At 57.0% G+C, this 11,937-nt stretch carries 11 protein-coding genes; 8 read left to right on the top strand and 3 right to left on the bottom strand.

From position 1 onward, the window contains the following. Positions 1–257: 257 nt before the first annotated feature. The 4 genes from deoC to deoD all read left to right on the top strand — a co-directional run bounded on the left by deoC (position 258) and on the right by deoD (position 4,513). Complete coding sequence (gene deoC, locus CSE01S_RS19820; RefSeq protein WP_042292223.1) at positions 258–1,037, top strand: deoxyribose-phosphate aldolase; 780 nt, start codon at positions 258–260, stop codon at positions 1,035–1,037. Positions 1,038–1,092: 55 nt separating this feature from the next. Continuing rightward, a complete protein-coding gene (gene deoA / locus CSE01S_RS19815) occupies positions 1,093–2,415 on the top strand; it encodes a thymidine phosphorylase (protein ID WP_042292221.1) in 1,323 nt (440 codons plus the stop codon). A gap of 51 nt (positions 2,416–2,466) precedes the next feature. Next, positions 2,467–3,690, top strand: coding sequence for a phosphopentomutase (gene deoB, locus CSE01S_RS19810; protein WP_042292218.1), 1,224 nt, complete (start codon positions 2,467–2,469; stop codon positions 3,688–3,690). 103 nt (positions 3,691–3,793) lie between these two features. Continuing rightward, positions 3,794–4,513: a purine-nucleoside phosphorylase gene (gene deoD / locus CSE01S_RS19805; protein ID WP_042292216.1), complete on the top strand. Its 720-nt coding sequence runs from the start codon at positions 3,794–3,796 to the stop codon at positions 4,511–4,513. A 59-nt stretch (positions 4,514–4,572) separates the two neighbouring features. Here deoD and lplA read toward each other — a convergent pair whose 3' ends face one another. After that, the gene (lplA, locus tag CSE01S_RS19800) at positions 4,573–5,589 is read right to left on the bottom strand and encodes a lipoate--protein ligase (protein ID WP_042292214.1); all 1,017 of its coding nucleotides are present in this window, start codon (positions 5,587–5,589) and stop codon (positions 4,573–4,575) included. A gap of 20 nt (positions 5,590–5,609) precedes the next feature. Continuing rightward, positions 5,610–6,254, bottom strand: a complete 645-nt coding sequence (locus tag CSE01S_RS19795) for a YtjB family periplasmic protein (RefSeq protein ID WP_042292211.1) — start codon at positions 6,252–6,254, stop codon at positions 5,610–5,612. Between the two features lie 117 nt (positions 6,255–6,371). Between CSE01S_RS19795 and serB the strand changes: the two genes are divergently transcribed. From serB to CSE01S_RS19775, 4 genes are read left to right on the top strand one after another with little or no spacing between them, the layout of a single operon-like run. Further along, entirely contained in the window at positions 6,372–7,340 is a 969-nt protein-coding gene (serB, locus tag CSE01S_RS19790; protein WP_042292209.1) for a phosphoserine phosphatase, read from the top strand. Between the two features lie 11 nt (positions 7,341–7,351). Next, on the top strand, positions 7,352–8,734 hold the full coding sequence (gene radA, locus CSE01S_RS19785; RefSeq protein WP_042292207.1) for a DNA repair protein RadA: 1,383 nt from the start codon (positions 7,352–7,354) through the stop codon (positions 8,732–8,734). Between the two features lie 34 nt (positions 8,735–8,768). Continuing rightward, the gene (gene nadR / locus CSE01S_RS19780) at positions 8,769–10,001 is read left to right on the top strand and encodes a multifunctional transcriptional regulator/nicotinamide-nucleotide adenylyltransferase/ribosylnicotinamide kinase NadR (RefSeq protein WP_042292205.1); all 1,233 of its coding nucleotides are present in this window, start codon (positions 8,769–8,771) and stop codon (positions 9,999–10,001) included. 22 nt (positions 10,002–10,023) lie between these two features. Then, positions 10,024–10,923, top strand: coding sequence for a LysR family transcriptional regulator (locus CSE01S_RS19775; protein ID WP_042292202.1), 900 nt, complete (start codon positions 10,024–10,026; stop codon positions 10,921–10,923). 6 nt (positions 10,924–10,929) lie between these two features. Here the strand turns inward: CSE01S_RS19775 and argP are convergent, their stop codons facing one another. Then, positions 10,930–11,823: a DNA-binding transcriptional regulator ArgP gene (argP, locus tag CSE01S_RS19770; RefSeq protein WP_042292199.1), complete on the bottom strand. Its 894-nt coding sequence runs from the start codon at positions 11,821–11,823 to the stop codon at positions 10,930–10,932. Between the last annotated feature and the right edge of the window lie 114 nt (positions 11,824–11,937).

Here is an 11,937-nt window from a genome sequence, read left to right as displayed (position 1 = left end):
ATTCCTTTTTATGCCGAAGGGCGTGTGGGCATTGTAGAAAGAAGCGCTGACGCGGCTTTTGATCCTGATGCGCCTGTGCGAAGAAGATCGCGGCAGAAGAGGTCATTTATTTGAATTTGATCTCATTACAGTAATGCAAATTTGTACGTAGTTTTCATTAACTGTGATGTATATCGAAGTGTAATCGCGGGTGGATGTTAGAATACTAACAAACCCGCAAGGTGAGAATTGATACGGCGATGCCGTTGGAGAATGTTATGAGCGATTTAACTGCAAGCAGCCTGCGTGCCCTGAAACTGATGGATCTGACAACCCTGAATGACGACGACACCAATGAAAAAGTGATCGCGTTGTGTCATCAGGCGAAAACCCCGGTCGGCAATACCGCCGCCATCTGCATCTATCCGCGTTTCATTCCCATTGCGCGTAAGACCCTGAAAGAGCAGGGCACCCCGGAGATCCGCATCGCGACCGTGACCAACTTCCCGCACGGCAACGACGACATTGAGATCGCCGTGGCGGAAACCCGCGCCGCGATCGCGTATGGCGCAGACGAAGTTGACGTGGTGTTCCCGTACCGCGCGCTGATCGCCGGTAATGAGCAGGTCGGCTTTGATTTGGTGAAAGCCTGTAAAGACGCGTGCGCGGCGGCAAACGTGCTGCTGAAAGTGATCATCGAAACCGGTGAACTGAAAGAAGAGGCGCTGATCCGTAAAGCGTCTGAAATCGCTATTAAAGCCGGTGCTGATTTCATTAAAACCTCTACCGGTAAAGTGCCGGTAAATGCGACCCCGGAAAGCGCGCGCATCATGATGGAAGTGATCCGTGATATGGGCGTCGAAAAAACCGTGGGCTTTAAACCTGCGGGCGGCGTACGTACGGCGGAAGACGCGCAGAAATTTCTGGCGATTGCCGACGAGCTGTTTGGCGCTGAGTGGGCGGATTCCCGTCACTACCGCTTCGGCGCGTCGAGCCTGCTGGCCAGCCTGCTGAAAGCGCTGGGTCACGGCGACGGTAAGAGCGCAAGCAGCTACTAAGATTTGAATTGCCGGGCGACGCGTAGCGAGCCCGGCCTGGTTTGAGGAGGTTACCGTGTTTCTCGCACAAGAAATTATTCGTAAAAAACGTGATGGTCTTGCCCTGAGCGACGAAGAGATCCGCTTCTTTATCAACGGCATTCGTGACAACACCGTCTCTGAAGGACAGATTGCTGCCCTGGCGATGACCATTTTCTTCCACGATATGTCGATGCCTGAGCGCGTGTCGCTGACCATGGCGATGCGAGATTCAGGAACCGTTCTGGACTGGAAAAGCCTCAACCTTAACGGCCCGATTGTGGACAAACACTCCACCGGCGGCGTGGGTGACGTGACGTCGCTGATGCTCGGTCCTATGGTGGCAGCCTGCGGCGGCTACATTCCGATGATCTCCGGGCGCGGCCTGGGCCATACCGGCGGTACGCTCGACAAGCTGGAAGCCATTCCGGGCTTCGATATCTTCCCGGATGACAACCGCTTCCGCGAAATTATTAAAGACGTTGGCGTGGCGATTATCGGCCAGACCAGCTCTCTGGCGCCGGCAGACAAGCGTTTCTACGCGACCCGCGATATCACTGCAACCGTAGATTCGATCCCGCTGATCACCGCCTCGATTCTTGCCAAAAAACTGGCGGAAGGTCTGGACGCGCTGGTGATGGATGTGAAGGTGGGCAGCGGCGCGTTTATGCCAACCTATGAACTCTCTGAGGCGCTGGCCGAAGCGATCGTTGGCGTCTCCAACGGCGCGGGCGTGCGCACCACCGCACTGCTGACGGACATGAACCAGGTGCTGGCTTCCAGCGCCGGTAACGCTGTCGAAGTGCGTGAAGCCGTGCAGTTCCTGACGGGCGAGTATCGCAACCCGCGCCTGTTCGACGTGACTATGGCGCTGTGCGTGGAGATGCTGATCTCCGGCAAGCTTGCCAAAGACGATACGGAAGCCCGCGCGAAGCTTCAGGCGGTGCTGGACAACGGCAAAGCGGCGGAAATTTTTGGCCGCATGGTAGCGGCGCAGAAAGGCCCGACCGACTTCGTGGAAAACTACACGAAATACCTGCCAACCGCGATGCTCAGCAAAGCGGTGTATGCCGATAGCGAAGGCTTCGTCAGCGCGATGGATACCCGCGCGCTCGGCATGGCGGTGGTCTCGATGGGCGGCGGTCGTCGTCAGGCATCCGACACCATTGATTACAGCGTCGGCTTCACCGATATGGCCCGTCTGGGCGACAGCGTTGATGGCCAACGTCCGCTGGCGGTGATTCATGCCAAAGATGAAACCAGCTGGCAGGATGCGGCGAAAGCGGTCAAAGCGGCAATTATCCTTGACGACAACGCGCCTGAAATTACACCAACGGTCTATCGTCGTATTACCGAATAGCGGTATACTGATCTGATCGCTTTTTTACAGCGCAGATGTATGGAGAACAATATGAAACGTGCATTTATTATGGTGCTGGACTCCTTTGGTATTGGTGCAACGGAAGATGCCGATCGCTTTGGCGATGTGGGCGCCGATACTCTGGGACACATCGCAGAAGCCTGTGCTAAAGGCGAAGCGGATAACGGTCGCAAAGGCCCGCTGAATTTACCGAACCTGACCCGCCTGGGTCTGGTGAAAGCCCATGAAGGCTCAACCGGAAAAATCGCGGCCGGAATGGACGCGAATGCGGAAGTCATTGGCGCTTACGCCTGGGCGCACGAACTTTCTTCCGGTAAAGATACGCCGTCTGGTCACTGGGAAATCGCCGGGGTACCGGTGCTGTTCGACTGGGGCTACTTCTCGGATCACGAGAACAGCTTCCCGCAGGAACTGCTTGATAAGCTGGTGAAGCGCGCCAATCTGCCGGGCTACCTCGGTAACTGCCACTCTTCCGGTACGGTGATTCTGGACCAGCTCGGGGAAGAGCACATGAAAACCGGCAAGCCGATTTTCTACACCTCTGCTGACTCCGTGTTCCAGATCGCCTGCCACGAAGAGACGTTTGGTCTGGATAAACTCTACGAGCTGTGCGAGATCGCCCGTGAAGAACTGACCGAAGGCGGCTACAACATTGGCCGCGTGATCGCGCGTCCGTTTATCGGCGACAAAGCGGGTAATTTCCAGCGTACCGGTAACCGTCACGACCTGGCCGTTGAGCCTCCTGCCCCCACTGTGCTGCAAAAGCTGGTCGACGAGAAAGGCGGTCAGGTAGTGTCTGTGGGTAAAATCGCGGATATCTACGCTAACTGCGGCATCACCAAAAAAGTGAAAGCGACCGGTCTGGACGCGCTGTTCGACGCGACCGTCAAAGAGATGAAAGACGCGGGTGACAACACGATTGTCTTCACTAACTTTGTGGACTTCGACTCCTCCTGGGGTCACCGTCGCGATGTCGCAGGCTACGCTGCGGGTCTGGAACTGTTTGACCGCCGCCTGCCGGAGCTGATGGAACTGGTAGGGGAAGATGACATTCTGATCCTGACCGCGGATCACGGCTGTGACCCAACCTGGACCGGTACTGACCACACCCGTGAGCACATCCCGGTGCTGGTGTACGGCCCGAAAGTGAAACCCGGTTCACTGGGACACCGTGAAACTTTTGCGGATATCGGCCAGACCATTGCGAAATATTTTGGCACGTCTGACATGGAATATGGCAAGGCGATGTTCTGAGGTCATTGCCGGGCGGCGACTGCGCCTTACCCGGCCTACAACACCGTAGGCCCGGATCGCGCCGCGTCACCGGGCAAAAAATCAAATTAAAAGGAACTGAAAGATGGCAACTCCTCACATTAATGCAGAAATGGGTGATTTCGCTGACGTCGTATTGATGCCTGGCGACCCGCTGCGCGCGAAGCACATTGCAGAAACTTTCCTCGAGGACGTGCGTGAAGTGAACAACGTTCGCGGCATGCTGGGCTTCACCGGGACCTATAAGGGCCGCAAAATCTCCGTGATGGGCCACGGTATGGGGATCCCGTCCTGCTCCATCTACACCAAAGAGCTGATCACCGATTTCGGCGTGAAGAAAATCATCCGCGTCGGTTCCTGTGGCGCCGTGCGTCACGATGTCAAACTGCGTGATGTGGTCATCGGTATGGGGGCTTGCACCGATTCCAAAGTGAACCGTATCCGTTTCAAAGATCATGACTTCGCGGCGATTGCCGACTTTGATATGGTGCGTAACGCGGTTGATGCGGCAAAAGCGCTGGGCGTTGACGCGCGCGTAGGCAACCTGTTCTCTGCGGATCTGTTCTACTCCCCGGACGGCGAAATGTTCGACGTGATGGAAAAATACGGCATCCTGGGCGTGGAAATGGAAGCGGCGGGCATTTACGGCGTCGCGGCGGAATTCGGCGCGAAAGCGCTGACCATCTGCACCGTGTCTGACCATATCCGTACTCACGAGCAGACCACCGCCGCTGAGCGTCAGACCACCTTCAACGATATGATTAAAATCGCGCTGGAATCCGTTCTGCTGGGCGATAAAGCGTAATGCTCTTTCCTGCCCTTCTCCTGTAAGGGAGAGGGGCAGGGTGAGGCATCAGAACGCGCTTAACGCACTGCCTGCGCTATCCATGCCGACACGTCCCGTAATTCCTTTTCCTGCTCCGGGAAGTCTCCCCTCAACGCATCGCACTCCTGCTGCAACGTATCCGCACGATACAAACACCCCTGCAAACGTGCTGCCAGCGCCTCTAATGGCGCGGGATTAAGACTGTCCGTGAACACCTGTGTGCGGGTGATACGACCTTTCTCTACGTCAAAATGCAGTTCCACGCCACCCCAGGTAAAGCGCTCATCCAGCAGATGAGAGAACGCTGGCGCCTGGCCGAAGTTCCACTCCCAACTGCTCTGCCGGGCAAAGGTTTCAGCAAAGTTGGGCAGATCCGGGGTTTTATCCGGCGAGATCACTTCCGCGTCAACGCGTTCGTTATAGTAAGTGAAGAAGGCTTCGCTGACTGCATGACAGACATGCTCATGCGTGATCCAAGGCAGCAGTTCGGTGAGGTTCGCCACGCGGGAGCGAACCGAGGTAATCCCTTTAGCCGCCAGCTTCTTTTTGTCCGGGTTCAGGTAATTTGCCAGACGGCTGAGATCGGCGTTCAGCAGTAGCGTGCCGTGGTGAAAGCCGCGATCTTTGGTTTCGCGATAGGCTGAACCTGAGACTTTACGATCGCCGTCCGGCGTTTTGACCACCAGATCGTTACGCCCGGAGGCCTCCGCCGTCACGCCGAGCGCATGGAGGGCGTTAAGAACAATTGAAGTCGAAATCGTTTTATCGTATTCCGGCTTGCCCGCCATAAAGGTAAAACAGGTATTGCCGAGGTCGTGGAACACCGCGCCGCCGCCGCTACTGCGACGCGCCAGGCGCACGTTGTCCTCTTCCATCCGTCGTGTGTTGCACTCTTTCCACGGATTTTGCGCACGGCCAATCACCACCGTATCCGCGTTGCGCCACAGGAAAAGCACGCGTTGGGTGGCGGGCATCTGGCGGAAAATGCACTCTTCTACCGCCAGGTTAAACCACGGATCATAAGAGTCAGAAATAAGCAGGCGAAGTGTAGACATAGCGTTTTCCTTTACAGAATTTATTCTTTTTTCTCGCTCTCTTCCTCTTCCGGTACCGACTTACTGGCGGTGAGCAAGAAAGGGGATTGCTGCCAGCGCGTTCGTTTACCCTGCAGCAATGTTCGGGTCAGCACCACGCCAATCGCCAGCGAGAGCAGCAGCATCAGGCGTAAAATATTGGTGGTGTTATCCACCTGTTTCGCTTCGGTCGCCAGGGTGTGGGTATCCAGCGTCAGGCGCAGATAGCCCAGCGGACCATTTTTTCCCTGAATGGGTTCGACGATTTGCTGGTTAAAATAGCCCCCGGCTTTTTTGCCGTCCAGCGCCAGGCGGTCGCGCACGTTTACGCTTTCACCCGCGCGGGCAATCATGTCGCCCTGTTCATCATAAACCCCGGCGTCAAGGATGCGGCTTTCATGGGTTAATTGCTGCAATATGTTTTTGATACGCTTTTCGTCAGGCGTTTCGGTACGCATAGAAGGCGCGATGTTCAGCGTGACCTGATGCGCCAGCGTGCGGGCCAGTTCTTCAAGCTGCGGATTGCGTTGCTTCTGGTGGTTTTGACTAAACCAGGACGCCCCCTGCATGAGCGCGACAAGCAGTGCGAGACAGAACAATACAATCACTGCACGATGAAGCCGAAATTTCAGTTTTGCGCGAGCCATATTCCACCTGCTGAAAATTTGAGGCTTAATGTTGCCAGAAGCGATGGATACAAGGTAGCCTCATGCGTTATTTTCCCCAGGAACCTTCCCGGCCCGAACGATTTTACAGGAGCTTTAATGCCTAACATTACCTGGTGCGATTTGCCTGAAGATGTCTCTTTATGGCCAGGTTTGCCCCTTTCTTTAAGTGGTGACGAGGTGATGCCACTGGATTACCACGCAGGACGTAGCGGCTGGCTGCTGTATGGTCGCGGGCTGGATAAACAACGACTGACCCAGTACCAGAGCAAGCTGGGCGCGGCAATGGTGATCGTCGCAGCCTGGTGCGTGGAAGACTACCAGGTGATCCGCCTGGCGGGGTCGCTGACACCGCGCGCTACGAAGCTGGCGCATGATGCGCAACTGGACGTCGCGCCACTGGGTAAAATACCGCATCTGCGGACGCCAGGTTTGCTGGTGATGGACATGGACTCCACCGCGATCCAGATCGAGTGCATTGATGAGATCGCAAAACTGGCCGGTACCGGCGAGCAGGTCGCGGAAGTGACCGAGCGCGCGATGCGCGGCGAACTGGACTTTACCGCCAGCCTGCGCAGTCGCGTGGCGACGCTGAAAGGCGCTGACGCTAACATCCTGCATCAGGTGCGCGACACGCTGCCGCTCATGCCCGGCCTGACGCAACTGGTGCTGAAGCTGGAAACGCTGGGCTGGAAGGTGGCGATCGCCTCCGGCGGCTTCACCTTTTTTGCCGAGTATCTGCGTGAAAAGCTGCGCTTAACCGCCGTGGTGGCGAACGAACTGGAGATCGTAGACGGCAAATTCACCGGACACGTGACGGGGGATATCGTTGACGCGCAATATAAGGCCAATACCCTGACCCGGTTGGCGCAGGAGTATGAGATCCCCATGGCGCAAACGGTGGCAATTGGCGACGGCGCGAACGATCTGCCGATGATCAAAACGGCGGGGCTGGGCATAGCCTACCACGCCAAGCCGAAAGTGAATGAGAAAACGGAAATCACCATCCGTCACGCCGATCTGATGGGCGTGTTTTGCATTCTTTCTGGCAGCATGAATCAGAAATAACGAGGTAACCCGTGGCAAAAGCTCCAAAACGCGCCTTTGTATGTAATGAATGCGGGGCGGATTATCCACGCTGGCAGGGGCAATGCAGCGCCTGCCACGCCTGGAACACCATCACTGAGGTGCGTCTCGCCGCATCGCCAACGGTGGCGCGTAACGAGCGGCTCAGCGGTTACGCCGGCAGCGCGGGCGTGGCGAAAGTTCAAAAACTTTCCGATATCAGCCTGGAAGCGCTACCGCGCTTTTCGACCGGCTTTAAAGAGTTCGATCGCGTACTGGGCGGCGGCGTCGTTCCCGGTAGCGCCATCCTCATAGGCGGTAATCCCGGCGCGGGGAAATCAACGCTGCTGCTGCAAACGCTGTGTAAACTCGCCGAGCAGATGAAAACCCTGTACGTCACGGGTGAAGAGTCGTTACAGCAAGTGGCGATGCGCGCGCACCGTCTCGGCCTGCCGACCAACAATCTCAACATGCTGTCGGAAACCAGCATTGAGCAGATATGCCTGATTGCGGAAGAAGAACAGCCGAAGCTGATGGTGATCGACTCCATTCAGGTGATGCACATGGCGGATATTCAGTCCTCGCCCGGCAGCGTGGCGCAGGTGCGTGAAACCGCCGCCTACCTGACGCGCTTTGCCAAAACGCGCGGGGTGGCGATTGTGATGGTCGGGCATGTCACCAAAGACGGTTCGCTGGCGGGGCCGAAAGTGCTGGAGCACTGCATCGACTGTTCAGTACTGCTCGACGGCGACGCGGACTCCCGCTTCCGTACCCTGCGCAGCCATAAAAACCGTTTTGGCGCGGTCAATGAACTTGGCGTTTTCGCGATGACTGAACAGGGGCTCCGCGAAGTCAGCAACCCATCCGCCATCTTTTTAAGCCGCGGCGACGAAATTACCTCCGGCAGTTCGGTGATGGTGGTCTGGGAAGGTACGCGCCCGCTGCTGGTAGAGATTCAGGCGCTGGTGGATCACTCGATGATGTCGAACCCTCGCCGCGTGGCGGTCGGTCTGGAACAAAACCGGCTGGCGATTTTGCTGGCGGTACTGCATCGCCACGGTGGTTTGCAAATGGCGGATCAGGACGTGTTTGTTAACGTAGTGGGCGGGGTGAAGGTCACCGAAACCAGCGCCGACCTCGCGCTGCTGCTGGCGATGGTCTCCAGTCTGCGTGACAGACCGCTGCCACAGGACCTGGTGGTCTTCGGCGAAGTGGGGCTGGCAGGCGAGATCCGTCCGGTCCCGAGCGGACAGGAACGTATTTCCGAGGCCGCAAAGCACGGCTTCCGTCGGGCGATTGTGCCTGCGGCGAATGTGCCGAAAAAACCGCCGGAAGGGATGCAGGTGTTCGGCGTTAAAAAACTTTCTGACGCGCTAAGCGTGTTTGACGATTTATAATTAAGACCCGTCGTTTTTCCAGCAGGAGGCTCTTGTGTCATCGTTCGACTATCTCAAAACCGCCATCAAGCAGAAGGGCTGTACCCTGCAACAAGTGGCGGATGCCAGCGGCATGACCAAGGGGTATCTCAGCCAGCTTCTTAACGCAAAAATCAAAAGCCCCAGCGCGCAGAAGCTGGAGGCGCTGCACCGCTTTCTCGGTCTGGAATTTCCGCGCCAGCAGAAAAACATCGGCGTGGTGTTTGGCAAGTTCTATCCGCTGCATACCGGGCACATTTATCTGATTCAGCGTGCCTGTAGCCAGGTGGACGAGCTGCATATCATCATGGGTTACGACGATACCCGCGACCGCGAACTGTTTGAAGACAGCGCCATGTCCCAGCAGCCAACGGTGCCGGATCGGCTGCGCTGGCTACTCCAGACCTTTAAATATCAGAAGAACATTCGTATTCATGCGTTCAACGAAGAGGGCATGGAGCCGTATCCCCACGGCTGGGATGTGTGGAGTCGCGGCATCAAAACGTTTATGGCTGATAAGGGCATCCAGCCCAACTGGATCTATACCTCTGAGGAAGCCGACGCGCCGCAGTATCTGGAACATTTGGGCATCGAAACGGTGCTTATCGATCCGAAACGCACTTTTATGAGCATTAGCGGCGCGCAAATCCGTGAAAACCCGTTCCGCTACTGGGAATACATCCCGACGGAAGTAAAGCCGTTTTTCGTCCGCACCGTGGCGGTACTGGGCGGCGAGTCGAGCGGCAAATCGACGCTGGTCAACAAGCTGGCGAATATCTTCAACACCACCAGCGCGTGGGAATACGGGCGTGACTACGTCTTTTCCCATCTTGGCGGCGACGAAATGGCGCTTCAGTATTCCGATTACGACAAGATTGCGCTCGGACATGCGCAATACATTGATTTTGCGGTCAAATACGCAAACAAAGTGGCGTTTATCGACACCGATTTCGTCACGACCCAGGCGTTCTGCAAAAAGTACGAAGGGCGGGAGCATCCGTTTGTGCAGGCGCTGATAGACGAGTATCGCTTTGACCTTGTGATCCTGCTGGAAAATAATACCCCGTGGGTGGCCGACGGTTTGCGCAGCCTCGGCAGCTCTGTGGATCGCAAAGAGTTCCAGACCCTGCTGGTGGAGATGCTGCGCGAAAACAACATCGACTTTGTCCACGTTGAGGAGGCCGATTACGACGGACGCTTCCTGCGCTGCGTCGAGCTGGTCAAAGAGATGATGGGCGAGCAGGGATAATGTTCGCGGCGGGGTGAACACGATGTTTAAGCATTTGCAGGATATGGCGCTGTTCGCCCTGGTCGCTGAAAACGGCAGCTTTACCGCGGCGGCGCAGAAGGCGGGGCTACCGAAGTCCAGTGTCAGCCAGCGCATCAGCCAGCTTGAACAGCAGGTCGGCATCCGTTTGCTCAACCGCACCACCCGTAAGCTGAACCTGACTTATGCTGGCGAACACTATCTTGTGCACTGCCGGGAGATCCTCGCTGCCAGCGAACGCGCGGAGTACGCGGTGCAACGTCTGCGCGACAACCCCAGCGGGCGGTTGCGCATCACCTCGCCGGCGGGCATCGGCGCGACGCTGCTGGCGCGTCTGAACGCCCGCTTTCAAAAGCATTATCCCGACGTGAACCTTGAAGTCTCGATTTCTGACGAAATGCTGGATCTGGTCGACAGCGGGTTCGATGTCGCGTTGCGCACCGGCAGGCCGCAGGATTCGACGCTGATTGGCCGGATGATAGGCCATTGCCCGCGTTACCTGCTGGCGTCGGCGGACTACCTTTCGCGGTTTGCGCAACTGACTCATCCGCGGCAACTGCCGGAACATCAGTGCATTACCCACAAGGCGTGGACGGAGTGGGTATTCCATCGCGGGGACGAAGATTATCAACACGTACCCGATCGCCTGCATCTGACGGATAACCTGGTCTATGCGCGTGAAAGCGCGATTGCCGGGGCGGGGATCACTTTGCTACCGGCATTTATGCTGGAAGATCGCGTAGAAAAAGGCGAGCTAATCCAGGTGCTGCCGGAATGGACGGTGGCGGGAAACGATCTCTGGCTGGTTTACCCCAGCCGTAAGCTGAATTCCCCCGCGCTGATGAGCTATATTGAGTTTGCCATGCAATTTGACGAACTCAGGCATTTTTACACGGGGTCTTAAAGTGCGTCAGTCCTGGCGCAGCACCTTGTGACCGTAGGCCAGCAGGGCGTCGGTTACGTTGCGCATCATCCGGCTTTCCGGCGCAAAGCGGTGCCAGTAAAGCATCCGACGCTGGAACAGTCCCGGCGTGAGGTCGATCAGTTCGCCGCATTCCAGCTCTTTCTCGATCTGCAAATGCGGGATCATACAGCAGGTGGTGCCTTGACGCGCCAACTGGACGAAGGCTTCCGAGGAGTTAACGATATGGCACGGCACACTGCCAGGCGGTAAGTCAAAGTTCTGCTGCAGGAAGGCCTGATGCATATCGTCGAGATGGTCAAACGCCACCGCAGGCGCTTTCAGCAGCGCTGAACGGGTAACGCCGTTTGGGAAATAGCGCTCGGCAAAGGGTTTCGAGCCGACAAACAGATAGTCCAGCGCCCCGAGCTTATCGACCAGACAGCTTGGTAGCGCCTGATGCTGAATACTCACCGCGCCCACCACTTCACCGCGACGCAAACGCTCCTGGGTTCGGGTTTCATCTTCCACCTGCAAATTGAGGCGGATAGGGGAGTCGGCCAGCACCGGCGCCAGCGCAGGCAGCAGCCAGGTCGCCAGACTGTCGGCGTTAACCGCCAGCGACAGCAGCAGCGGCGTAGAGCCGATCTGCTCATCGCCGAGCCACTCCTCTTCCAGCAGTTCTACCTGACGCAGCAGCGCCAGCAGTTTCTGCCCCTGCTCGGTCGGACGCGGCGGAACGGTGCGCACCAGTAGCGGCTGTCCGAACATGTTTTCAAGCTGCTTAATGCGTTGTGATACCGCGGATTGGGTGATGCACAGCTTCTGCGCCGCGCGTTCAAACCCGCGTTCACGTATCACCGCATCCAGTGCCTGTAATGTTCTGTAGTCCGGACGTTTCATTGCTCTGACCCACTCCTGAAAATTATTGCTTGTTCTGCACTATGACATAATTTCGCCCCCGGTAAAGACGAAATCCGCAGCGTGAGAGCGGGGCGGGAAGATTTTTCCGCGCAA

Source organism: Citrobacter sedlakii NBRC 105722, from assembly GCF_000759835.1.
In the GTDB taxonomy this organism is placed as follows: domain Bacteria; phylum Pseudomonadota; class Gammaproteobacteria; order Enterobacterales; family Enterobacteriaceae; genus Citrobacter_A; species Citrobacter_A sedlakii.
This window is presented reverse-complemented; position numbering and strand designations above follow the sequence as displayed.